General features: G+C 48.7%; 13 protein-coding genes. 2 read left to right on the forward strand and 11 right to left on the reverse strand.

The window, feature by feature from the left end:
- Nucleotides 1–10: 10 nt before the first annotated feature.
- From sov to FHS56_RS07010, 5 genes are all read right to left on the reverse strand, one after another.
- Nucleotides 11–7201 carry a T9SS outer membrane translocon Sov/SprA gene (gene sov, locus FHS56_RS06990; RefSeq protein WP_243844178.1) on the reverse strand — a complete coding sequence of 2397 codons (7191 nt, stop codon included), beginning with the start codon at nucleotides 7199–7201 and terminating at the stop codon, nucleotides 11–13.
- Nucleotides 7202–7262: 61 nt separating this feature from the next.
- A complete protein-coding gene (gene ruvA, locus FHS56_RS06995; RefSeq protein WP_166919177.1) occupies nucleotides 7263–7862 on the reverse strand; it encodes a Holliday junction branch migration protein RuvA in 600 nt (199 codons plus the stop codon).
- A gap of 113 nt (nucleotides 7863–7975) precedes the next feature.
- Nucleotides 7976–11047: an ATP-binding cassette domain-containing protein gene (locus FHS56_RS07000; RefSeq protein ID WP_166919178.1), complete on the reverse strand. Its 3072-nt coding sequence runs from the start codon at nucleotides 11045–11047 to the stop codon at nucleotides 7976–7978.
- Nucleotides 11048–11185: 138 nt separating this feature from the next.
- Entirely contained in the window at nucleotides 11186–12145 is a 960-nt protein-coding gene (locus FHS56_RS07005) for a hypothetical protein (protein ID WP_166919179.1), read from the reverse strand.
- A gap of 117 nt (nucleotides 12146–12262) precedes the next feature.
- Nucleotides 12263–14887, reverse strand: coding sequence for a WG repeat-containing protein (locus FHS56_RS07010; protein WP_166919180.1), 2625 nt, complete (start codon nucleotides 14885–14887; stop codon nucleotides 12263–12265).
- 83 nt (nucleotides 14888–14970) lie between these two features.
- Here FHS56_RS07010 and FHS56_RS07015 point away from each other — a divergent pair, with 83 nt between their 5' ends.
- Nucleotides 14971–15546 carry a HupE/UreJ family protein gene (locus FHS56_RS07015; RefSeq protein ID WP_166919181.1) on the forward strand — a complete coding sequence of 192 codons (576 nt, stop codon included), beginning with the start codon at nucleotides 14971–14973 and terminating at the stop codon, nucleotides 15544–15546.
- 41 nt (nucleotides 15547–15587) lie between these two features.
- Complete coding sequence (locus FHS56_RS07020; protein WP_166919182.1) at nucleotides 15588–17810, forward strand: M1 family metallopeptidase; 2223 nt, start codon at nucleotides 15588–15590, stop codon at nucleotides 17808–17810.
- 129 nt (nucleotides 17811–17939) lie between these two features.
- Here FHS56_RS07020 and FHS56_RS07025 read toward each other — a convergent pair whose 3' ends face one another.
- Genes FHS56_RS07025 through cas10 form a run of 6 tightly spaced genes read right to left on the reverse strand, consistent with a single transcriptional unit; the run spans nucleotide 17940 to nucleotide 25451 of the window.
- On the reverse strand, nucleotides 17940–19025 hold the full coding sequence (locus FHS56_RS07025) for a Card1-like endonuclease domain-containing protein (RefSeq protein WP_166919183.1): 1086 nt from the start codon (nucleotides 19023–19025) through the stop codon (nucleotides 17940–17942).
- Between the two features lie 18 nt (nucleotides 19026–19043).
- A complete protein-coding gene (gene csm5 / locus FHS56_RS07030) occupies nucleotides 19044–20750 on the reverse strand; it encodes a type III-A CRISPR-associated RAMP protein Csm5 (protein WP_166919184.1) in 1707 nt (568 codons plus the stop codon).
- 20 nt (nucleotides 20751–20770) lie between these two features.
- Nucleotides 20771–21835, reverse strand: a complete 1065-nt coding sequence (gene csm4 / locus FHS56_RS07035) for a type III-A CRISPR-associated RAMP protein Csm4 (protein WP_166919185.1) — start codon at nucleotides 21833–21835, stop codon at nucleotides 20771–20773.
- 14 nt (nucleotides 21836–21849) lie between these two features.
- Complete coding sequence (csm3, locus tag FHS56_RS07040) at nucleotides 21850–22635, reverse strand: type III-A CRISPR-associated RAMP protein Csm3 (RefSeq protein ID WP_166919186.1); 786 nt, start codon at nucleotides 22633–22635, stop codon at nucleotides 21850–21852.
- A 40-nt stretch (nucleotides 22636–22675) separates the two neighbouring features.
- Nucleotides 22676–23104, reverse strand: a complete 429-nt coding sequence (csm2, locus tag FHS56_RS07045; RefSeq protein WP_166919187.1) for a type III-A CRISPR-associated protein Csm2 — start codon at nucleotides 23102–23104, stop codon at nucleotides 22676–22678.
- A gap of 31 nt (nucleotides 23105–23135) precedes the next feature.
- Nucleotides 23136–25451 (reverse strand): type III-A CRISPR-associated protein Cas10/Csm1, encoded by a 2316-nt coding sequence (gene cas10, locus FHS56_RS07050; protein ID WP_166919188.1) that lies wholly within the window; start codon nucleotides 25449–25451, stop codon nucleotides 23136–23138.
- Nucleotides 25452–25953: the final 502 nt, after the last annotated feature.

Raw genomic sequence — 25953 nt, forward strand, 5'->3', positions numbered from 1 at the left:
AAGGCTACTCCTATTGCGTGAAGTTGTAGCGCAACTGAAAACCAAAGGCAGTGTCTTTGCGCACAAAAGCATTCGACACGCGCGGCGTATTGATAAGACGCTCAAAATAGACTTGAAAGGTCAAGCGTTGGTCTACGTTGTAAGTAATGTTGGGGCGCAGCTGGAAATTGCGGTTGCCCGCCGTAAACACATTCTCTTCGCCTATGCGCCGTTGGATGGTACGTGTGTCGCGTATAGCAAAATCGACGCGAAAAAGCACGTCGTTTTTCAGCACGATGGGCTTGCGGTCGCTGTCGCGAAAAGGCAGCTTCATGTTGCGCGCTGTATAGCCCAAACCTATGATAAAGTCTTCGCTGCGAGACTCCGTTACTTGCGTATTCGAGAGGTTAAGGGTTATATCACGCCCTTTGTTGTAGTCTAAGCGCAAATTCAAGTTGCTGTTGGTACGCAGGTTCACGCCAATCAAAGGGTTGAAGCGCTCCGACAAACGCACCCCATTGAGCACATATACCGGCACATAAAACCCTTGGTCGTTGAGTGCCGAAGGTAGTAGGTAATTGTATTCAAGCACTTGTGCCCCAATGAGTGCTTCGTCTTGATAGCGCAAAGAAGAAGTGTAGTTGTTGATTTGGTATTCTGCCGTATAGTTGTGCGACAAAGCGATGTTATTGAACCACTGTTTCAAGAAAGAAAGACGGCTCAAACCATTGTAGGTAATGCGCCAGTTGGGTAAAGGCAATGCCGGAAAGGCAGATAAGCTCACGGATTGCGCCGACCGTCCGCTATAGGCTGCTGCAAACGCTGGCACCAACACATCCTGCCCGTTCAGGTCATAGCTACCACTGTTGGGGTTGATTGCTTGCAAGCGCTGCTGTATTAGCTGACGATTCGCCACAAAGCGCTCGAAGGTGGAGGAAAGTAGTCCTTTGTCGCTTCGCTCAAAAGCCGTACCGATGAGTATGGTAGAAACAGTGTAGCTACCTGTACGCACTGGCGACAACGAACGGAAACTATTCGTAACGGGGTCGTAGCGGTAAATTTCGTTGTAGCCTACCGTGCGGGAACGCTTGGCATCCAACTGTATTTTAAAATCTTGGAAAGGCTCGAGGTTTGCCTGCGCTGTTAGGTTTTCGGTTATCGTCTGTCGGAACGGCTGATTCAGCAGGATGCCGGTAGTGTCTGCTTTTTGCACCAGCCATCCGTTTTTGGCTGCTATGCGACGGATGTCGGGGTTTTGGCTGCCCAACACAAATTCCCAGCCGGGGGCTTGCCATGCTTCGTCCAAGCCCAAGTATTTGGGACGCGGCAAGAAGCCGGGCAGGGTAGTTCCCTCTTGCTTCGAATAGTTTACATTCACATTGCGCAACATCATGAGCGGGCGCAAGATGGCTTTCAATATTTCGCGGCTTTTCTTTTGTGTGGTGTCTTTTTTGGTTTGGGTGCGGCGACTACTTGCTTGATTGATTTCGTTTAAAATCTTCACTTTGTTGTAGAGTTTCAAGAGGTCAGCACGTGTGCGTAGACTTTGTTCCCGAGCATTCAATATCACATTGCCCACGCTGTCTTCCAAGCCCAACGAAGCTGCCTGCCACTGATAATTGACCGTATAGGCAGCATCGGCACTCAGCCAGTCGGTTAAGGGCAGTTTATCGAGCGGCAATTTGTAGTTTGCCGAAACCGTTTGCTTGAAATTCTTCATACGCCCCAAACGTCTGAGATTTGCCCACACCGAATCGCGGTTGGCTTGGGTATCTATTTCACCGGCGGGCTCGTCTATGACGGCAAAGGCATCGGCATTGTAATTCAAATTCAAGCTCTTGGTAAAAGCAAACTGCAAGCTGTAGAAGCGGTTGAAGGTATAATATTTTTCATAGAAAGGCGCAAACTGAAAAGTTGAAAAGTCGGCATCGCGGAATTGGGTGCGGGTGAAGGTGCGGTCCAGCTCTCCCCGCAGGTTGATAGCCGTAGGCTGCATGATGAGATTGAAATCACGCAACAGGCGCAACCAAGGCGACTGCATCCACGATACATTCTTGAAAGGCTCCCATGGTTTGGGTTGAAAATTGAAATTATAGGTAAGGGCATTGCGCCAACGCTGTTGCCTATACGAGGCGGTGGTCATGTCGCTGCGTTCAATTTCGCTGTATGACCAGCTATAGGCGAAGTTGGCAATATCCCACAAATGCGGCTTGGTGTTAGGGTTGGTTTTCAACTTGCGCACGTTGGTAAAGTTGATGCTACGGCGCGTTTCGTTGGTTTCTACCAGTTGGCGGTACTGACGCCGCTGGGCATCACTATCGAATTTACCCAAAGAGGCGTCTAACTTTACGTCTGGGTCCAGAGGGTCATACTCTGGCGATATGTTCGTGCGCTGATAACTCACAAAGAGGGGAATACGCAAGCCTGCTTTGGCAGGGAAGAATTTATCCAAAGCAACGTTTGCCTGCACATCAAAGCTTTTGGTGTTGTTCAGTGTGCGTTGATAGATGCGCTGATTCAGCCCGCCAAAACCAAAAGTCTCCAACTTGGCATTGGCTGAGATGTTGGCAAAATCAGCCATTTGCAGATTCAGCCGCGAGGTAGCAGCCACGCCTTTGGTTTGTTCGTAGCCTGTGGCACGGAACTCATTGAACCACACACACACCGACTTGGCTCTTCCGTCATCGCCGCTGCTTAGCTTGGGGTTTTTGATGCCGAGCATCAAAGTAGTAACAGCGCTCAGGTCGGGATTGCCCACCACCGTAATGCGGTAATTACCCACTTGGCGCGTATAGGGAAGGAAGACATCTCTGCGGAAGCCTCGTTCGTTGTTTCTTGCTACTTTGGTTGCCACCAGCTCGTCCAAGGCTATGTCCAGCTCATTGGCACGCTTCCAAATCAGCTCTTGGCGCGCCTGCCGTGTGGGGGCACTCAATACCTCTTGCAGGGTGGTCAGCTCCAAAGGCACTTCTATTTCGTAATAGTTTTGGGTGAAGTCCGTTCCTACTCGTATGATAGCCGCTACCTCGCCGTCTTGAGTAACGCCCGTCAGGTCGTGAGCATGGATGTACATCTTCAGCCGCTTGTAAAACAGAAGGTTGAGATTCACATTTTTAAAAGCGGCGCGGGCATCTCCGTCTTGCAGGTCTTGCACACACAACTGAATGGACTGCTCGTTGAGTTCGCGGTTGTTGATGCTGGTTACGTCGCGGTCGCGTATAGCCCCCGGCGGCAGGTCATAAGGCATGCTTTCGCCGTCGATGGCAGCGTTTTCTTCCAAGTTTACTGTAGAAAGCACGAAGGAAGGGTCGTAGGGCTCGGAAGGCAGCTGGTAGCCTTTCTGACTGAGGTCGCCCAGATAGCGGCGCCACTGGTTGGCAACCAGTTGAAACTGAGCCATGCGCAGCACTGCTGGCTGTGAAAAGCCGGTTAAAACCAAACGCATGAAACGGATAGACTTAAAACCCTCGATATTGCCTACTTTGCCGTCGGGCTCTCGGATGGGAATACGGAATTGGTACCATGTAACTTTATCGCCTTTGGTGATGTTGGGGTCCGACACTTCTACCTTATCCACAATGTAGTTTTTGCCCACCACCAAGTCTTGTGGGCGCAGCGAGATGCGATATTCATAGTAAGCATCCAAGTCGTTGAGCGTATTGTCTTGGTTGAGGTCTTCGTTGTCGGGCAAGTTGGTGCCGGCAGGGGTAATCAAGCCACTGCCTGCATTCTCGGGCGAGTTGTTTTCGGTGTTGTTATAGTACTTGTAGCGCTCAATGATTTTGGCATTTTTGGCATCCCAGCGGCTGTCGAAATAAAAGCGGAAGTTGTCGGCAGAGGGGTCTTCCTCAATGGCGGCACGCACTGCTGGCGGCAAGCTGTTCAAAAAGCTTTGGTAGAAAGTGGCTTCTTCATCATTACGCACACCGTCTAAACCTACGTCCTGCAAGGCACGCGCCCCCGGCTCATTACTGAAAGCATTGACAAGGAAAGGCTGATTGGGTACATAACCCCAAACGGTTTGGTCTTTGCTGCCTTCCGGGGTTACGGGCAAGCCATTTTCAAAGAAGTGGCGGCTGTCAGGAATCACATCTTCGCTGATAGTTCCCAAGTGGAAATACAGCTCTCCGCCGGTGGTGTTGTTCACGCCGTTGGTGCCGTCCACAATCACGCGCCCGCGCTCGCCGCTAATGAAGGGGTCGAGCAGCCAGAACTCGATGTATTCCACATTGGCATTGTCGAAGTCCACTTGGTTGAGGATGGCATGAGTAATAGCCCCAAAGTTTTGCGTAGGATTGAGCAGCTTGCCTTCGGCTGTCAAGTTAGGGTTGAAATTGTAAGGACCACGCTCGTCGGGGAAAAAAGCCAAATCAAAGGTAGTTTCGTTGGTAACGATGTTACTAAATTGCCGGTTGGGAAATATTTCTTGGGGTACAATGGGGCGCATGTAATGGTTTTGTAGGTCTTGGTCGCTGATGTTTGAAGGACGCCCGTTGACCCCACTGCGAAAGAAGGTATTGTCTATGTTATACCAAGCCAGGCGTGCACGGCGGTAGTTGGCTTTCAGGGGGTCGGGGTTTGAGGGGTCTATAAACTGCGGCGGGGTAGCACCCAGTTTCCAACGCAAGTTGGCAGTGCGCCCCAAGTCGAAAGGGGTGCGGGTACCTTCGAAATCATCGATATAGGAAACAGCGCCGCTCAGGCGGGCAGCCCCAGGGTGCAGCTGCGCTACTTCAGCCTGAAAGGTGATGCTTGACTTTTCTTTGGTCTGTATTAAAGGCAAAGCATCGGTGAGGCGTGTCAAGAAGCGCGACTCTTTCTTCAGCGATACATCCGCCCCAATCATGGTGTTGTTGATGGCTTCGGACCCCATCGCCACACGGGTCAGGATGGGACGCTCACGCAGGTTCACAATTGTGGCGCCTATGTTCACATCGCGGTCAAGGGCATAATCAAAGCGGGCACCCATATAGGTGCGGGTTTGTAAGTTGAAGAAGTCTGCTTTTTCGTAGTCAATAGTAATCTCTTTGCCCGATGCCAAGATAGCATCATTGATGATGGTTACCTGCCCGGTGCTGTAGTTCACGATATAGTCGGTGCCTTCGGTGAGCTGTATGCCGCCGGCTTTGACTATCACCGAGCCTTGTGCCACATTGATACCGGGTAGGAAGACACTACTACCCGAGCTGCCTTCGTATTGCCCCACTAAAAAGAATTTGTTTTTGTTGGCGTAATTGTTTTCAGCGTCGTTGCGGGTAGTTTTATACAGCTCTTCAAACACGTACTTGTCTATCAGCAGTGCTTCTGCCACCGGGTCGAAATATTGCTTGAGATACTTTCCGAAAGGTTCAAGCACAGGGAATATAATCAAGCCTTGTGCGGTGTTGATGGTTAGCCCTTCCACAAAGTCAAAGTTGCCATCACCTATGGAATTGCCTTGTGCATCTATTTGACGGTCGCCCCGAGGGTTTAGCTCGTCCAAGCCAAACAGCTTGAGCAAGGGCACATTCTTGGTGTTCCTTCCTTCATGCAGTGCGGGGTTATCCAAGCCGGTGAGGTCATCGCGGTAAATTACCCGCAATCGAAAGTTGTCGGCTTTGATTTGCGAGGCATTCAACGAATAAATGTTCTTCATCATCAAGTCCCAGGTGGGCAGATTGGTGCGTATAGCCGGCGGACGCAACATTTTCAAAAAGATGGCTTCACTTTCTGGGCGGTTCAGGTAATCGTCAGACAACTCCCCCACACGATAGACATTTCCGTTATAGGTGTATTCGAAAGCTACCGCCAACACTTCGTCGTTGCGCAGCGGTGTGTTCAGTGTGATATAGCCCAATTGAGGATGAAAGCTATATTCGTTAGGCTCGAGTTTGCGTGCCGAACGCAAAACCGTGAAGTCGTCGCCATTGCTGAGCCCCTGCGCCTGCAATGCTGTAACCAGCTGCTCTATGTCTCTGTAAACAGCGTTGGCAGTAAGGTTGGCAAACAGCTGATTGGCATTGTTGCTTGCCGGCTGTTGTGGATTGCCACTCCCCACAAACGGATTGCCACTGCGGTAAGGGTTGCCTTCGCCCAAATCAGTAAAAGCCACAATATTGCGCAAGCCGGTAGCCGTGTTGGCACGATTGGTTACATACACCTCTACCCGTGTAACAAGCACCCCAGAATTGACCAGCGGCAGAGTGCGCAGTGCCGGCTCGTAGCGGCTGCGATGGAAGTGCGAAAGGAAGAAGTGGCGGTTTTCGTCGTAGTTGCTAGCACGTATTTCGTATTTGCGCAGCTGTGCCCCGCCCTGTATCGATATTTGGTCTGCGGTAGAACGTTTTTGCGAGAAGACCCCTTGCACACGCAAACGCCCAAACTGAAGCTCGGTTTTCAGCCCAAACAGGCTTTGACTGCCTTGAATCAAAGAAGTAGGCAAAGCAAAATTCACATTGCCGAATTCTATCTTCCGGATAATCTCTTCGGGATAGCCGGTATATTCTACTTTAAAGTTGTTTTCGAAGTCGAAGCTGGCTTGTGTGTTGAAATTGGTCGTGATGCGCAGCTTGTCGCCCACCTGCCCCGTCAAATTCAGGTTGGCTTGTGGGTCAAAGTCGAAAGTACCCGTGCGTTGGCGTGCCGCTGGAATCGCCGGATTGGCAATACGCTGTGAACGGTAGGCAAAATCCAAGTTCACATAACCTGTAGGGCGGAATTCGACGTAATCGCCGCCAAAGATGAGCCCAAACAAACGGTTGGTTACCGGAATACGCGGACGAAATCCCTTTGCCGTGGCAGTGGTGGACTCTTCGCTCACGCCTCCCCCTTCACGCCGCCAAAACTCTTGTTCGGCAAACTGCTCTTCCAGACGAAACAAAGTATCGTAGGGCAGCAAAGTGGGATAACGGTAGGGTAGGTTGCCGATGCGCTCGTCTATATAGAAATAGCGTAGGCTGGTGTCCAGACGCACCTCCCGCTGCAGCGCCGAAGGCTGAAGGTCGAATAGCGAGCGGCTGGGGCGGTAAGAAAAGGGGTCTGCCCAACGGTAGCGCGGGCGAAAGGCAGGGAAGCGCTCCGGCTTATATTTCTTCAAGGTGTCGAGCGTGTCTTTGGGCAGTGCCTCCTTGAGTTGCATAGACACCGGCACCTTCAGTTGTGTGGGTGCAGCACTACGGTGCCACGACAAACCAGCAATGCCAAGCCAAAGAATGAGCGATAAAACTATATTTCCGGGGGTCAAGGCTGTTTCTTTTTTGACTTTAATTCAATGCACTACGATTTTGAAGCCCCAAAGATGGCAGTTATACATTGAGTGCCCGTTTAATCAACTCCTCCAAGGCAATGTCTTCGCCTTTGAGGCTTCTGAGCACCAAACGCACATTTTTTTCGGCAGTGGCTTTGGGTAACCCCAAGACCACTAAAGCTTGTACGGCTTCGTCCTGCAGACGATGGTAGGGTTGTGTGATGCCTTCTCCGGGTAGCAGCTCGGGCATTTGTTTGCGCGCCTTGTCTTTGAGTTCCACCACTGCCCGCATGGCGGTTTTCTCTCCTACGCCCTTGATGGACTTGAGGCGTTTGACGTCTTCTTGAACTATAGCCATAGTCAACTCCTGTGGACTCATCGCCGAAAGCATCATCAATGCCGTATTGGCACCTATGCCGGATACACTCATGAGCATCAAAAAAAGCTCTTTTTCTACCTCCGACGCAAAACCATACAAGCTATGAGCGTTTTCTTGTACGTGAAAATGCACATATAGTTGCTGTTCTTCGCCTTTTTGGGCGCTTATTTGAGCATAGGTGTTCAGCGATATTTTAATGAAATAGCCCACCCCCTGCACATCAAGCACCACATGGGTAGGCTCCTTCTGCACCAAAACACCGCGTATGTAGGAAAACATAAAACATTATTTTGTCAACGGACGCAAAATGTAGGCAGTTATTTTACAAACAAACTGCTTACACAAGCTTCAAATCTAAGTACAATGTAAGAGAAAAACAAAAGTGCAAGCACTCAGCTTTTGTAAGGAGGACTTTTGTAGCGCATCCGCCATTGGTCAAGCCATAGCAACAGGCGTTCCAACCAACGCCAGTACAGTGCCCAGTAAAGCACAAAGGTCATTGCCCAAAGCACCAACATATTCACATAAAAGGTATCCCATGCTGCGCCCCATTTCCATTTTACTGGTGCAAAAAAGTGTGTAAAAAAGCCGTTGCCATCCAGATAAGCCAAATAAACGTTCGGGCGGTAGCCTTCGGCGGTCAAGCGCACGAAGTTGCCCATGTCTATATTGTTCACGAAGCGCTCTACGGCTTCATTGTGGGAATGCAGATACAGCCTCTGGTAGGTTTGTTTGGCGGTGGCATTCCGCGTTTGTAGTTCGCTCCAGCGCTTCAGGCTTAAACGTGCCTGCTCGCCCCGCTCCATATAATATGCCCGCATATGGCGCAGCAGCGAATCCAACAGGGGTACTACAGCAGGGAGCTTTTCATTGGTAGCCTCACGCAACACAGCTACTACTGGCAGATAGCGCGGATGTTGCTCTAAAAACGGCTCCCCTTCCATGGTATTGCCGATGACAGTTGCCCAGTAAATTGCACGCTGTCCCATAGCTATTGAGTCTTTGGCTGCCATCAAGCGCTCATGCAAAAAGATTGCTTTGTATTCGCTTTCGGCTATTTGCTTCTTCCATTCATACTGGGGACGCATGAAGCTATTGTCGCGAAATTGCTCCAGCATAAGGGCTTCAAAAGCCCAGCGCGACGCTACCCAGTGGCTGATGGATGGTATATGGGTGGTGGCATGTGCCACTAAGGTAGGGTTCATGCGATCGAAGCGCACCACTACACCCCCTAAAATAAGCTGTGGAATCAGCAAGATGGGAATGGATATGTAAATCACGGTAGACTTCTTGAAGGCAGATGAAAGGTTCAATGCTAATAAATTGGCAAAACAAGCCGTAGAGAATAGTATCAGCCAATATTCATCAAACAAAGCCCATTCTATGCCTATGGTCAAGTTACCCACCAGAGTAAGCAAGGTGGTCTGTACCGCCGAAAGTCCAAACAAAATAGTGGCTTTTGCCAGCAGGTAACTGTGTCGGTTAAGTGCCAAAAAACGCTCTCGGAACAAAATGCGCTTGTCTTTGAGTATTTCTTCTGCTCCGATGGTCATACCCATAAACAAAGCAATGATGACCGCCACGAAGATATAAGCCGGTAAGTTGCTGTTGTGAAAGAGGGTGTAGTTTGTATGACCTTCTTCTAAAGGATAGTAACGATTGATATAAGCCAACAGAAAAGCCAAGACCGGCGCCTGAAGTATGGCAAGGGTCATATAAGAAGGTGAACTTAGTTTTATGCGGGCATCGCGCAAGGCAAACAAAGTCCATTGTTTGAAAAAAGAAGGACGCACCAGCTGACTTGTCAGGGGCTTCAGCTCGCCTGCCGAACCCGCCATCCCAGCAATTTCTTTGCTGTATTGTTGAAAAAGCTCATGCCATTGGCGTGGGGTGCGTTTCCGTTTATTGGTAAAGCGCCCATATTCATCTACCACCCGCATTTCGATGATATCGAAGAGTTGCTCCACAGCTATATTACCGCATTCGTGGCATTCTATGTACTTGCTATTGACCTGACTGGCTGCGTTCTTGAAATAAGTCAAAGCATCGACAGGCTTGCCTGCGTAAATCAAATAGCCGCCCAAGTCCAAGATGTACAAGCTGTCGAGCATTTTGAAAATGTCAGAAGAGGGTTGATGCAAGACGGTGATGACCAGCTTGCCTTTCAAAGCCAATTCTTTGAGCAGGTCCATGACATTTTCCGAGTCGCGCGACGACAGACCGGAAGTAGGCTCGTCGACAAAGAGCACCGCCGGCTCGCGCAGCAACTCAAGCGCTATATTCAGACGCTTGCGTTGCCCGCCACTCAATATGCGGTCCAGCTCGTCGCCTACGGTCAGATGCCGCACCTCGTATAAACCCAAATCCTGCAGCGTTTTGTTTACCTTTTGTTTAATGGCTTCTTCTGTCAAGTTGCCAAAACATAGGCGCGCAGCATAGTAAAGGTTTTCATATACGGTCAACTCTTCAATCAAGAAGTCTTGCTGTGGCACGAAACCGATGATGCCCGCCATGCCTCCGGCGTGTACATCTACTCCATTCACAGTTACTTTGCCTGCTTGTGGTTTTTTGATACCTGCCAGCAACTCAATCAAAGTAGATTTGCCACTGCCACTGGCGCCCATAATACCTACTAAGTTGCCGCCATATTCTTGGATAGACAGTGTTTTGATGGCTTCCACCCCTGAGGGAAAGCGATAAGCTATCTGCTCAGCACGTAAAACGATGGGCTGGCGGTGCCTTTCTTGTAAAAAAGAGCGCACAATGTCGCTATAGTAAATAGGCTCGATACGCGCCCCCCGAATGCTACTGCCGGGCGGCAAAGGGTAGATATGCAGTGGGTGCATCAACACGCCGTTGAGATAGTACTCTTTGTCGCCAATATATTTTGCGAAGTAAGCCTCCACACTGGGCACCCTCAGTATCACGAGTGTTCCTTGCAGCTGTGGCACGATTATGCTACGTCCATAGACGAGCGGCTCTGCAGAGGGTGCATGCAAGCACAGCAAAAGCGGCTCTTGCAAGCGAGGCAAAGGGGCTTCTTCTGTTACAAAGTGTTTGATGGCTGCATATTCGCCGGGCTCTATGTTGAAAATGGTGGCTACGGTATCCAAAAAATCTTCTTCTTGTAGGCTAATGCGGTGGTCCACGTTCACCAGTTCAAGCAGACGAATCAGTACCACTACTTTTTGCTGTTGCGTCAGCTCTTTGATGATTTGGGTAGCCAGTCGCAGCATACGCGACGACAAACGCACCGGTGTGAGCTTCATTCCTTCTTCATACACTTCAGAGGTGCTCTGTGTGGCATATTGTTCAAATATGTTGAAGTACTTCGGCACATCCTGCTGGTTGAGCTGCTGGTTCAAGAAGTCTTGCACCAGTTGGCGCTCTACGTCGGTTACACCGTCCAGACGGGCGGTGATACCAAACAACTGCATCAGGGCTTTCAGTACCTCTTCACTCATAAAATTAGGGTTTGTTTCTTAAGATAACACCTGCGCAAAAAAAAGCAAAGTTTTGAGGTTTCATAGAAAATAAAAAAACAACCACGCCGAATGGGTTGTTCGGGTGGTTGCACTATCTCGTGTCTTTAAAAGACCGCTTTAGGGTTTTACTATCATCTGGCGTATCTTGCTTATCTGCTTGTAGATAGCATCGAAAGTGGCTTTGTCTATTTTTACTTCCTTCACACTATTGATAACCACTTCTTGGGTGAGTTCTTCAATGTTTTGCACCTCGGCAATGTCCACAATTGCCTCCTCTTGGCTACTTGCCTCTACTACTTCCACTTTGGCATACAAAGCGAGCAGTTTTTTGAGTTCAGCGACAAGGGCTTTTACCTCCTCCACGTCGTCTATTTTTTCGAGCATAGTAATGATATTCTCCAAAGAGCTCTTTTGCGCACCAATACGATAAATCAAAGGACGGTATTTTTTATCTTCGAAATAAGCGGGCAGTGCAGTCAAAATATAACCGCCACCATGAAGCCCTTCTATCCAAGCCCCCGTAACGATAAGCGCTGCCAAATCGGTTTTTTCATTCTCACGCAGGTATTCGTCTATAGAATAGTATGCTTCGCGCGTGATGGTAAGCAAAGAGTCGCGGTTGCTGAGGTTGGCTTCGAAGCGCTTGAGGTAAGTGTTGGTTGCTTGGTTTAGTATGTTGAGCTGGTCTGATAGCTGCTTGGCAGTCTTGAAGTACTGCATCGCCGCTTCGCTTTTCATGTAAATAGATTGATAGCCCAAGTCTGACAAGTAAACACCCAAATTCAAAGCAGCTTTTTCGGGGCGCCCCAAGTATTCGTTCACTCGGTTGACGGGGTTCAACCAAGCGTTTTGATACTCCAGATTGGCGTGGTTAATGTAAGAAACAAAATCCACCGGCGACGGGAAATGTGCCGTCACTTTTTGAATGTCTGCCACAGTTACGCTATCCTCAGTAGCCTGTTTCAGAGCCATTGTATCAGCTTCTTCCACCTTGCCTTTTCCTTCACGGTTGTTTTGGCAGGCAATCAAGGCAAGCAAAGAAAATCCTAACAAGAATATTTTCCACTGACGATTCATCTTCTTTCAATTTATTTTTTGATTAACTGCATGATAACTTCTTCGAGCAATATAAGAAAATAGTTGCTTTGTTTCATAAATTTTTAAGATGAAATATTCTTCCAAGTGCCAGAATATTCAGTCACAATCCCATTCTAAGAGTTCATCTTCTCTCATGGATTGCTCAAATAGTGTATTCCCTGCGGCATCTTTCCAAGCCACTATCCACTGCTGCGGGGACTCACTGGCGACTTGCTCCAGACGGAAAAGCCACTGCCCCTGCACACAATGGGGGCTTACATACCCTGCCGCCCAAGAGAGCCACCCTCCGTCTTTCCATATTTTAAGGATTTCGCCTTGATGAAGCAACAGCAAGCAGGAGGAAGCACAATGGAAGACTTCCACCCTGTTCCCTTCCCAGTATATTTGCCGGCTAAGAGGCTGCACCAGCTGCCATTGCAAGTCTTGTTTTGTCAGTATCAGGGTGTCGTTGATAAGCCGTATGGCATCATAGCGAAAGGGTAACAGTTTGTTGCCCTGCTCGTCCAGCAAGCCCCATTTGCCACCAACACGGGCACGCCAGTAGCGCCCTTCCGCATGCAACAGCGATTCAAATTGGGGTTCAATGAGTGTTTTGTGTGGTACAAAGACCCCAAAGCGCCCCCTTTTCATCAAGGGGATGGTGCCCTCTATCAAATCGCCGATGCCCTCATAGTCGAGTGGTAAGATTTCACGCCCGCTGGTATCGACCAGCCCCACCCTGTGTTTGGCGTGCACTTTTATGAGGTAGTTGTCCAACATATAAACTGCCTCGTAACGAAAAGGAAGACGCTCTTGCCCATAGCGGTCTATCACCCCTATTCTGTCACGCCGGTTGCGCATTTGTATAAAATAGCGGGAAGCATCGTGCGTAGTGCGCAGCAGTTGAAAATCGTGGTAATCGCTCCAATCTTGCCATCTGCCGTTTTCAAGCAATGCCGTTGTTTTTTTGCCTGTCTGCAGCACCACTGCCGAGCCTAAAAACCAAGCCGTATCGGCAACTTGGCGCTCTATACATTGCCCCAAATAGTCGTAAATGTGCCAGAGGTTGTCGCGCCGGGCAAGAATATAATGGCTACCCGGCTGCACCAGCGCAAAGGTGTCAGCCACCAAAGGGCGCCCGCTCATGCGCAAAAGGCGCATACCTTCATCGGTATGCACTATCCATGTGTTCTTTTTGAGTTGTATGTCTTTGTACGCTACTTCCAAAACTATCTCCAGATTGGCACTTAAAACACCATAATAATCACCGGATTTTACTTTCAAAAAGCGGTCATCGAGCAACTCCACCACATCGAAAACAGCCAGCGGATAGTAGGTATTGCCTTGTTGCAAAGAAGTAAGCAACTCCACAGGTATCAGTTCTGTGGTGGTGCTTTTGTAAAGCACTATCAGTTTTTCGGCATTCCATAGTTCTATTTTGTCGTAGTCGAGGGGAATCAATACCCTCCCATAGACATCCAGCACCCCCCAACGCCCTTGCTTCTCTGCAAGGAAAGTGTGATTGACAAAAGGCTCTAGGCGGTCATAGGTGGCATCAATCAACCACAAGCCGGTGATATGTATCAAGCCTTCGCCGGCGGAAGTAGCTACCCATGCCAAGCCGTCTTTGAGCCACTCCAGCTTTTCGAACAGTGGGCTGAATATCTTACGCCCTTGACGGTCATAAATACCCAATTTGCCTTGGCTGTCTTGCACTACAATGAAGTCGTCGGTGATGGGCGCACAACCATACGCCTCCCATAAGCCCTCCAAATGGGGCGATATGAGCAATTCGCCACCGGCTACTGCCAGCCCCCACAAGCCATTTTTGAGATAGGGAAACAGGGGTCGGTTACGCAAGTGGGCATATTCTTTCCAGCGCTGCACCTCAGGCTCTTGTGCATAAGGTGTAAGCAACGACCAATCGCCAGCAAGCATGCTCAAATAAGCAGCCATATCCAAGGCATGCTGCCGCATGGAACTGTGCGGGAAGCGTTCCAGAAAGTGCACGAAGTCTTCGAGTCGGAAGGTAGCAGTACTTAAATAGAAGACACGCCGCTCGGCTTCGTCGCGAGCATGAGAATTGGGAAAGCGTGCCAGGAAGTCGAGATAATCGCTGAGCCTGCCTTCACGTGTCCATTCTTCGAAAAGCAACATATCACGGCGCTGCCGTGCCAATGCCACTTGGGGCGCCCCCGGATAGCGTGCAATGAACTCTTCATAAGCATCATAGGTACCGGCAGCTTCGGCTTGGGCAAAAGCAAGGCTGTCGCGCCAACTCAAAGCCTCCACCTTGTAAGGCGAGTGCTCATGCTCTTTCAAGTAGTGCTCTATGGCTTGCAGCTCGCCACTTGCTTTAGCTTGCAGCAACAAGCGGTAGTCGAGGTAGTCGCGGTAGCCCAAGAGGGAGTCGAGCGATGGGAGGCGCGCTATTTTCAACCAACGTTTTTGGTCGCGCGCCTTCGCTGCCTGCCAGCTATCCATAGCACGGTTGAGCACAAAATGAGCTTCCTCGTAATTGTGATTTGGCAGACTGTCGATGCCGCGATAAAGCGCCCATAGCCAATAGCGCAAAGGATGATGCAAATGGCGCTTAGAGGAGCGCTGAATGGCAGTTTCTACCTGTGCATAATCGCCGCGGATAAGTGCACGCATGCCTTTTTTCAAAACCGACTGCGCCCACAGGGGCTCTACCCAAAACAGCAAAATGTAAAATATCAGCAGAGTATGACGTCTATTCATAAGCCTTCCAAAAAACAAGGTGGCAATTATATGAATTTAGCGATTTCTTGCGTTTCCTTTTTAGGGTAAAAATACAAAAACAAATGTTCGAAGCGTTTTTTAAGCTTGGCATGCGCCATATCACCGATTTTAACGGTTTTGACCATATGCTTTTTTTGGCAGCTTTGTGCGCTACCTATACGCTGGCACGCTGGCGCGAGGTCGTCATTTTGGTTACAGCTTTCACCGTAGGGCACTCCATCACTTTGGCACTGGCTACCTTTGATGTCTTTCGTTTACCTGCTGTCTGGGTCGAATTTCTCATTCCACTGACCATCGTGCTCACCTGCCTACTGAATCTATGGACGCTGCCACAACTCTATCAAAAACGAGGCACGGCGGCACTGCGCTATGCCGGCGCCCTGTGCTTCGGCTTGATTCACGGTATGGGCTTTTCCAATTATCTGCGCTCCCTGTTGCAACAGTCGCAGTCTATTTTTCAGCCTTTGCTGGCATTTAATTTGGGACTGGAAGCAGGTCAGTTGCTTATCGTTTTGTGTATCTTAATCATTGGCAGTATCTTTGTTTACTGGCGCAGCCCACGCGACTGGGCTGCCCTTTTGACCGGCAGCGCCTTGGCTCCCGCTTTGTGGATGCTCATAGAACGCATACCCTCTTAATCAGAGAAACCGATATGTCTCATTTCAAAACCCATTGGCTTATGTTAAAAAAACTGCATTATGCTCTCGGTTTGCTACTCATGGGGGGGCTGAGTATGCAGGCTTATGCTCAACAGCAAAAGCCGGAATACCGCAAATACCCCGCCACTAAATTTGAGCAGCTGGATGAGCTGCTGCCTACTCCCAACGTGTACCGGGCTGCCGATGGCTCGCCGGGGCACCAATACTGGCAGCAGCGTGCCGACTACAAGATTCAAGTAAGCTTGAACGACGAAAACCAAACCCTCAAAGGCAGCGAAACCATCACCTATTACAACTACTCGCCCAATGCCATCAGCTATTTGTGGTTGCAGCTTGACCAAAACCGCTTTCACAAAGAGTCGAACACCTACAAAAGCATGACGTTCGACATAGACAACGACCCCTCTTTCCAAAGCATAACGTGGTGGACGGGCATCAATTCCGAACACGGCTATAAAATCAGCCATCTGCGCGACGTCAACGGCAAGCCGCTACCTTATACCATCGTGGGTACTATGATGCGCATAGACCTGCCGAAACCCATTGCCCCCAAAGGGGGTACCTTCACTTTCTCGCTTGACTGGGAACACAAAATCATCGATGCCAACAAAATGGGCGGTCGCGGCGGTTATGAGTACTTCCCCCAAGACGACAACTACCTCTACGAGATATCGCAGTGGTTCCCGCGCATGTGTGTGTATGACGATGTGAACGGCTGGCAAAACAAGCAGTTTTTAGGACGTGGCGAGTTTGCTCTTCCCTTCGGCAACTACGAGGTGGCTATCACCGTGCCTGCTGACCACATAGTGGCAGCCACCGGCGAGCTGCAAAATGCCAAAGAAGTATTGAGCCCAATACAACTGAAACGCTTGGAAGAAGCCAAAAAGGCAGACAAACCAGTGTTGATTATAACCGAAGAAGAAGCCCGTCAGAACGAAAAGTCGCGTGCCAAAGGCACCAAAACATGGATTTTCAAAGCTGAAAACGTGCGCGACTTCGCCTGGGCAAGCTCTCGCAAATTCATCTGGGATGCCATGCAAGTAGATGTAAACGGGCGCAAGGTGTGGGCTATGTCTTACTATCCGAAGGAGGGCAATCCACTCTGGGGCGAAAAATCGACCAACGTAGTGGCGCTTACGCTCAAAACCTATTCGCGCTACACTTTCGATTACCCCTACCCCGTAGCCATCTCGGTGCATGGTCCCGTCTTTGGCATGGAATACCCCATGATTTGCTTCAACGGGGGGCGCCCCAATCCAGACGGCAGCGTGCCCGACCGTACCAAATACGCCATGATTTCGGTGATTATCCACGAAGTAGGGCACAACTTCTTCCCCATGATTGTGAACTCCGACGAACGTCAATGGAGTTGGATGGATGAAGGGCTCAATTCTTTCTTGCAATATCTGACCGAGCAGGAAGTACCCCAACAGCCTTGGGCAAAAGACATCAGCGCACCTTATCCTTCGCGTCGTGGTCCTGCCAAAAACATAGTACCCTATATGAAAAGCGACCCCGACAAGATGGTACCCATCATGACCAACTCGGAACAGATTCTGCAGTTTGGCAACAACGCCTACGGCAAACCTGCCACTGCCCTGAATATCCTCCGCGAAACCATCTTGGGACGTGAGCTCTTCGACTATGCCTTCAAAACCTATGCTCAACGCTGGAAATTCAAGCATCCGCAGCCGGCTGATTTCTTCCGCACTATGGAAGATGCCTCAGGCGTGGACTTGGATTGGTTCTGGCGCGGCTGGTTCTACAGCACTGAACCCTGCGACATAGCCATTGAGTCGGTAGTGCACTACACCACCCAACCAAACGATGGCAAGAGCCCCTTCGAAACGAAGATGTTTCCGCAAGACAAATACCGCCAGATGATAGAAAACATGGAAGCCACCACAGGCATCCGCTTCACCGACGCAGAAAAGCGTATCTATCAAGATACCAAACTGCACTTTTATAGTGTGAAGTTTAAAAACGAAGGCGGCTTGATTATGCCCATCATCGTAGAGCTGAAATTTGCCGACGGTAGCTCGCTTATCGAACGCCTACCCGCCGAGATATGGCGCTACAACGACCAAGAGGTAACCAAAGTATTCGCTACCGAAAAACCAGTGGTTGCTTTCGTACTGGACCCGAACGAAGAAACCGCCGACATCGACACCTCCGACAACGTTTTCCCGCGTGAAGAGAAAGCCAAAGGCTCCAAGTTCGACGAGTTCAAACGAAGCCAATAAAGCCCCCTTTTTAACAAACCACAGAAGGGCATGCCTTAGCAGCGTGCCCTTTTTCTTATTCTTCGCTTTTGCCTCCTCTTCTTTCAGTTTTCAAGAATTTCTCTCTTTTAGCTTTCAAAAGCGGCAGTTCTATGAGTTGGTAATTTCTTTAAACAAGCTTTCGAGCTCCATGTTTTTATGAAAGTCGTTCAGGTCGGCGACGTAGTCGATGCCCAAGAGGCGGGCTTTGCGATGGACAAATTCGCGCTGTGCCGACAAATCGACCAATGCCAAGACCATTTTGCGGCAAGCAATGCCCAATTGCAGGGCTACGGTAACGATACGGTAAAAAGCGTCGTTGTGCACTTTGGTAGCTGCACTTTTGCCCCTCAGCACCTTGCACTCGACAAGGTAAAGGCGGTTTTTATACACAAAGGCGATGTCTATTTCGTTGTCGCTATTGGCGGCATAGTGTTCGGCAGGCATTAACTGCATGTTTTGCACTTTGACGCCACAGGCAATTGCCTCGTCGCGAAGCTGGAGTCTTTTCTTAATCAGCTGCGTGCAATACAGTTCGAACCACTCACCACTCAGGTATTTTTTTTCTGCTTCGCTCATATTGGGGTTTTCTAACATAGCTTTGTTGTCGGGCATTTGCCACTTGGTTTTTTTGAGCGACTGCATCATCTCCTCTGGTGTGCTGCATCCCTTTGGTGGATTCGCCCCTCTCCCACGGGCTTGTATGTGCATGCCACAGGCAGTGAAATATTCTTCGAGGCTGAGTTTGATGTGCAAAGGGTGCACCGCAGTGGCAGGATACACTCCGTTCACTTGGTTACGCCCCAAGGGCAGATAAAAGAAGTAACTGTGGGCGAAGTGTTCTTTGAAATAGTTGAATACCGCTAAACTCATGATTTTAGTGCCGCCGGTCAGATTCACCAGAAAAGGCGTGTGGGGGGGCAACTTTTCCCCCTCAACGAAGCGCTGCAGGTCGTTGAAAATAGCGCTATAGCCTTCTGGGAAAGTTTGCATACTGAAAATGCGGTAGTTGCCTTTCTGCAGCCCTGTAGCTTGAAGTATCCATTGCAGATGCTGTTGGGTGCGGTCGGTATAGATGAAAAGATAGTTTTGCACTTTTGCCTTCAGTTCTTTGATAAGCATCACATTGGGTATGGTCTGTTCAGAGACCAAAGTAACCAATACACTATCGGGTGGGGAGGATTGCAGTATTTCCATAAGCAAAGCAGAGTAAGATTACATTTTTTTGATTTTTTTGTATCCTACTTGAACAATTTGCTTCTTCTTGTCCAGTTGATTGATAGATACTTCGCAGTAGGTGCCTTTTTCGAGTTCGGCGCTGTAGCCGCTCATAGGCACAAGTTCCCCTTGATAGTGCTCGTATTCAATCAGTAGGCGCACTTTGTTGGGCTTGCCGGGCTCTTCCACCACTGCAGGCACCACTGCTCCTTGTTTTATCTTGCCGGTGTAAATCGTGGGGGATTGCTGTGTTTCTTCTGGTTGTTGCGACTTTACTTCTGTTGCCTGCGGCTTTTCCTCCGAAATTGGTTCTATCTCTTCCTCTTCGTCCAGAATTAGTTCTATCCAACCCATGGGGGTAGCTTGTGCAGAAGTCAAAATACGACGACTCTTGGGAAAGTCCTCCGGGTTCATATAACCGCTTTTGGGCTCTGATTTGGGTGGCAAGCCTATTTTATAGTGCTCTAATAAGCGGATGTAATCTTTTATTTCCTGAAATGCCAGAAAAGCAGTAGTGCCATGGAAGCCGGTGGCATAGCCTACATGCAGAATACAAGCTTTCTTTGATTGCTGTATGAGTTCTTCGTTGCTTTTTTTCAGTCCTTCGAATAGCTTCCGATTCGATTGAGCATGAGGCTCAAGGGTCTTGAGCCACTGGCTATCGCGCCCAAGCTGTGCAGCCGAGAACTGGCGAATGGCATTCCATATATGGGTCAGTATTTTTTTCCGGGCTTCCTGCATGCCTTCTTCAGCGTCAGGATTAAATTCTTTCCAATCGAAATCGAAAGCATAGCGCATCTTTTTGGCAATATCTTTCCATAGAATGCCCTCTTTTTCACTGACAATTTGGTCATTTTTAGCGTCCCAGCGCTTACGCAAGACAGCCATTGCCTCCATGTCGATGTCCAGCTCAAAGTAAAAACAACTCCCTCGGGTTATCACTTCTGCCCATGAGGTTTGTTCTTGTATTTCTATTTTTCCTTTTTTGAGGATGCAGATTTTGACCTTATCGACCATAAATTCCGGTGGCTGCTGCTGGTCAGCTATGGGGTCGCTCAGGCGCAAAAATTTCAGCACGTCAAACTTTTCATCTTTGTAACTGATTTTTTGTTCTTTTCCCACACCTGCATAAAATGCCATATACTCTATGCCTGCATCTATTTTTTCTTTTTTCACTTCTCTTTTCTTGGCTTCTTGCAAAGCCCCTTGAATGGACTTCTCTAAGGTCTCTCTATCGGCGCGGCGGGTGAGAAAATCGAACAAAAGCGCAGTGCGGATGGCACCCTTCAAAGAAGTAGCTGGGATATAAAGCTGTCCGTTGATTTTTTGATGCGCCTTGATTTCCTGTTCGGGGTAGCCATGGTCACGCAAGGGCACCCCTTGTCGCCCCCATCCTTCGAGGCATTTGGCGAACTTTCGTTTCAGGTTGGGGTCTTGTTCCTGCAAGAAGGCAGCAAAAGAGCTCTCTCTACGCAGTTTGCTCTGCGCCTTATTATCAGAAGATGAAGTCAGCTTTTGGGCATACTTCTCTACATGCTTCACGTAAGCTTCTATCAAATTGGGCGCTTCTTCTTTCAAAAAGCGCTGTACAAGAGTCTCCGTCTGAAAATAGACCTTATCTTGGTAAACAAAGTAATCGAAAGGCTGATAATCACGCCCAGAGCCGATATGTACGGGGGTCAATACACGTAGTTTTACTTTCATGACAACAGGCTTTTGTAGGATTATGAGTAATAGGCAGGAACGCTAAGAGCAAAACCATAATGAAAAAGGTCGTGAGGAACTGGAACTTTCAACTTAGACAAGGGTTTTACCTTGGTGAGAGCGCCATAACAAGTGCCGTCCGACTTGAAAGGCAGTACACTGCCCTCTTTTAGGCATACGACTCCATCTTTAGTAGCATTGTAAAGAAAGCCAGCCTTACCTTGCCGCACTTCCAGCTCATAAGCTGTAATTGCTGCGTGGGCTTGCATCTGCTTCACTTCTTCTGTGGTAGGGCAGCACAGACTCAAAGTAACCTGCGCATTGGCTTGTGCAGGCTGCTGCAATTCGAAAGGCTCGGGCGGTAGCACTGTAAACTTGCCTTTGCCTATGCTGCGGTTGCCACCTAAGCCGATGTGCGCCATAAAGTGCAAAGCGCCCAGCATCATCTCTTCGATGTAGGGGTCAGAAGTAGTGTAAAGGAAATACAAGCCGGCTTCGAGCGGCAGCACTTTGCCTTCACGCCGTTTTTCAGCTATCACCTGCTTTTCTTCGACATAGAAGACCAAACCGGCTCCCGATTTCATCTTGGTACCTCCGGTCAAACGGTTCACGCCTATGTGCACATGTTCTTCGGAAACGATGCGCACTGAAAGGTAATCTTCTGCCTGTTCAAGCTCTTTGACGATACTCCGCAATGCCTCGAGTTTATTAGGGGCTGCCAGCAGCTTTTCGAAATGACGCTTAGGTAGCCATTTTACTTTTTTCAGCTTTTTGCGCTCGGTGGCTTCTGCTTTGCGCTCTTCTATGGAGCCTCCTTTGCGCATGCCTTCTGCCTGCGGTAAAAACAAAGGGTTGGGCAGGAAGTACTCGAAGCCTCCGTTTTTATCTTTCACACAGGGGAAAGCCGAGCTAAGCAACAGCGGAGGCTGCCCCTGCTGTTTATAAGCATCCAAGAAGCGTTCGAGACGCTCATTGCCATACACCATCCGTATGCCCCAGCAAATCAAGCCCCACAGGGTATCAGACCGTAGGTCGGTGCGGAAGGCGCTCTCCGAACGCAAGCGTATTGCTTTCAGTTTGGTCATGAGAAGCTTGCTTTTTAGGATAGTTGTTCAATAATTTTTTCGTAGATGTTGCTGGTAGTATTTTCGCAATCTTTGATACCAAGACTTTTCTGTAATGCTTCGAACTTATCTTTTGCTCCCTTTTCATAGTCTTCTCTCGAAAGAACCACTGGGGGGGCAAAAAGCAACTTCACCTTGCCGTATCCCCGGCTGCCCGATTTGCCCAAATAGTTGTTTTCGAGCAACTTTAAGGCGATACACAAGCGCTTGAGGTCTTCTGTCTTGATTTTTTCTAAGTCGTTTTCCTCCATAAGAAGGACAGTAAAGACCATTTCGAGATTGAAGGTAGAGCCCGGCACCACGCGTTCAATAAAACGGGGGTTGGCAGCCGACGTCAAGCGGTTGAGCGTGTTTTCCGCTTTGTATTCGGTATAAAGCAATTCGCTATCGAGGTTTTTCCACATCTCTACGGTTGCTTCGTCGGGCATGGCGTCGCGCACCACCAGACGAGTAGGACCTGTCTCTTGTTCTTCATCAGCACTTTTGCCAAAGATGCGCACCACCTCTTCGGCAGTCGATACCTTGCCATCCTTATCTACCACACCCAAAAAGTACTCCAGCAGGCTACGCATTTTGCCTTTGATAGAACTGCCGGGCAGATAAGGATAGCGGGTGCGGGGGTCACGCACTACGGGCGAGTCCACCCCACCGATTTCGAGCTTCTCTTTTGAGCCGCCAATGTGCAAACCGGTCTCGACTTTTATCTTGCCACGTAAAATGATATTGGCAACCAACTGCGGATATTGAGAGGTATTGCTCATATTCGTTCGGTTTTTGAATATCGGTTAATTGTTTTCTTCGTTAATTGTCACTTCCATAACATTTGTGGTAAGCCACCACCGACTCTACAAAGAGGAAAAAGCGCTTGAGTCCTTCTTCATTGCCAGCTTTTAAAGTTGCCTCTACTACCTCTCTCATGTCATCGGCAAAGTTCCCCACATCTTCATTCCTACCAGCAGCATAGGCAAGTTTGGGTTTGAGCATCAGTAGCGCCAGGTGCACATCCTCATATTTTCCACTGGCTGCAAAGTCGGTTTTGATGCGCAACACAGCGCTGAAGAAGTTGCGTAACTGATTGGTTTTTACATCCTTGCTGCGCTTTGCCAGCTCTTCGCTACATTCGATGAGCGCTTCTTCCTTCCATTGGTCGATGGGACCTGAGGGGAGTTTTAAAGGCGGTTTTTTATTGCCTCCCTTAGACGAGTTTTGTGTGTTTTTATAGCTTGCCATAGGTTTTTATGTTTTGTTTTTGTACAAATGCTCAGTTCTTGAGTTTACGTGTTTTGATTAGCACATAAGAAGTGGGTAAGATGTAAGCACGCAGCAACATATCCTTCGGGGATGCGGGCTTTTCTGAGAATGCCTGCAGTATCACTTTGATGACCTCTTTCACCACCTCCAATTCGGCTTTTTCTATTACCTCGTGGGTATAGCCTCTGCGAGCAAACCAATAATGCAAGCCTACCATGCTGCGCCGCAGTTCCATCACATCCACCTCTTGTTGGTTTTTGAAAGAAACTTTGATGATTCGAAGAATACGGTGTACCATCGAGCGGCTTATCTTCCCCTCTTTTGTATCGCCTTCTTCCTGAGTGGCAGTATGCTTCAGCAAGGTGCCGGCAAATTTCAGCATTTGGGAATAAAGCCCCCAGCCCATTACTACCCCAAAGACCGACACGGCATTCTTGGCATTGGTGTGGCAGTTCTTTTGGCGTAAGGCATACATACCTTTGGCTGCTTCTTCGGCTTCGGCAGCCAATTCGGCAAATTTGGGCACTGGAAAATGGTCGTGGCAGAAGAAAATGCCAGCACTGAAGGTCAAGTTTTTGTTTTCGACACAGAAAGCAGAAAAACGCTGGCGCAGCTCATCAGCAAAATGCAAGATGTTGTACCACGAACCCACAACAAAAGCATCATCGCCACCAGCATAGAGCACATATATCTGAAACTGTTCTGCCAAATAATTGATGTAGTGGCTGAAGAAAAACGCTAGTTCGCGGCTAAGAGACGCCGTGTGCAACACCGATGCCTTTTCGCCTAAGCCTATTTCGAAGAGAGCCCCAAGGTTGTCCACATCGAGGCGCAACACGCCCAGCAAAGGATAGCTAAGGGACTCGCTTTCGTTGTAGCTCAAAGCTGCCAACTCAGAAAAATCCAAAGTCCTCACATGTCCATCTTTCTCTTTTTTGCTTGGTGCATACGTACCGAAAAGTCTGTAGGTATAACTTCCAGTACGTTCATTGTCGTAAGGAATGTAGGCGGTTGGCTTGGGATAGTTCAAATAAATGACTCTGTAGGCTTGCTTTTTTTCCCAAATTGGGGGCTTATTTACTTCCTTACGGTCTATGGAATAGGGGAAAAAGTAGCGCGTGTCCGTTTTTGTTTCTAAGTGAAATAATGCTTCTTCCTTCAAGGTCTTTTTCTCGTTTTCACTTAAGCTATTCTTATCAAAGCGCAGCTCAATGAGCGCATCGAGGTAAGGCAGCTCTCTGCCTAATTTTTCCATGAATGATGGAGAATACCCTTTGCGCTTTTTCAAAGACTCCAGTATGTCGGGCAGATACTGCAAGTGGGCTTGTGCTTTTTTGCGTTGCAGAGCAAAACCTAACTCTTGCATCCGAGAGCTAAAGTGTTGGTCGAGGTCTTGTTCCGAGAGAGGCTCTGTGGCAGCCAGCAAGAAAGTGGCGCTTCCAAACTGCTTCAACAATTCGTTGATTTCCTGCTCTATCTCTTCTATGCTTTTCCCTTCGGGCAACAAGCTTGCCAACAAGAGGAAGTGCCCACCGCCGGCATAGAGCAGGTTGGCGGCTTCCAAACCCAACTTCTCAAGAATATAACCAGCAAAATAGTCGGTAAGAAAACTCACCAAGAAAGAGCGGGCGCGCAGGTTGCGTGCCGTGCCTTTGGCTTCGCCAGCTTCTTCTTGCGACACCTCGCCGTAAATAAAATCCTGAATGCCCTTGAAGTCGCCTTTCAGCAGCACATAGCGGGCTTGTGCGGGCGTGGTATTTTGTTGGGTAGCAATCGCTTGTTTAGCGGCAGCTACGCGCACTTCATCAAACAGACTGATGTATTCTGCGCCTTCCTGTATGGTGTGGCGTGCAGGCAAACGAAACATGTACTTTTTGCACAGCTCAAAGAGCACCGTTTTGTATGCCTCCTCGCTGCGCAAGGACTTCATCTTTTCCAGCTCGGCTGCCAAGTGTTTGATTAACTCTTTGTAACAATCAGGGGCTTTTTGCTTGGCTTCGCTTTCTTCAAGAGGGAAATAAGGGGATGCCGCCTTTTCTTTCCCATGCACTCTTTCCAGCTCACTCCACGTGTACAGGGGCATGGGCAAATAAGCAAACTTCTTCTCGCTCAACAGCCCATGGTTTAGTTTCACATGCTTGAAAATAGAGCGTAAACAAGCATCCTGCTTTATGCTGATGTGCTGGTTTTCGAGGTTGGTGGGGAGCTGTAAGCCACAACCCTCTACGGAGTTGCTTAATAAGGCTTGCGCCTCCTCAGCGTTCTTTTCCATGCGCAAGACATCATAAATGCCCTGCCAGAGAATGTGTAGGTATTCCGATGCCATAGTGTTTATGTTGTAGGTTCTGTGAATAAAGGGATATGAGTAAGTGCCACTCTAATGCATTCTATTCTTGCATTGAATTTAAAGCATTGCACTTATTTACTTCTTATTCTGCAAGCTTGTAAACGCTCACTATTCCAAAACCCACACTGGCAGGGCGCCTACCGAAAGAATACATTTGAATGAAATATCAGGTCAAATGTATGATAAGCTTGCCTTTTTATAGCATCGCTTCTCAATTCGTTCTGTGTATGTTCTACTTATATGGTTTCTCTGATTATCCACTCGTATGCTCTTAACAAAACACAGCTCTATTGCCCCGTAAGTAAGCACACCCTCAGACGGGCAAAAGAACCGCCCATGTAAGTGCAAAGCAAGAATTAGCCAAAAATCATGTAGTTTGTTGAAGGAGTGAATTGCTTCAAAAAATGTTTTACTGACTTTCGAGTTTTTCATAAAATAACATGTAGTAGCATGTTCAATCTTAGAAATATTTTTTAAAAAA

Origin of the sequence: Thermonema lapsum (assembly GCF_011761635.1) — a bacterium.
Taxonomy (GTDB): domain Bacteria; phylum Bacteroidota; class Bacteroidia; order Cytophagales; family Thermonemataceae; genus Thermonema; species Thermonema lapsum.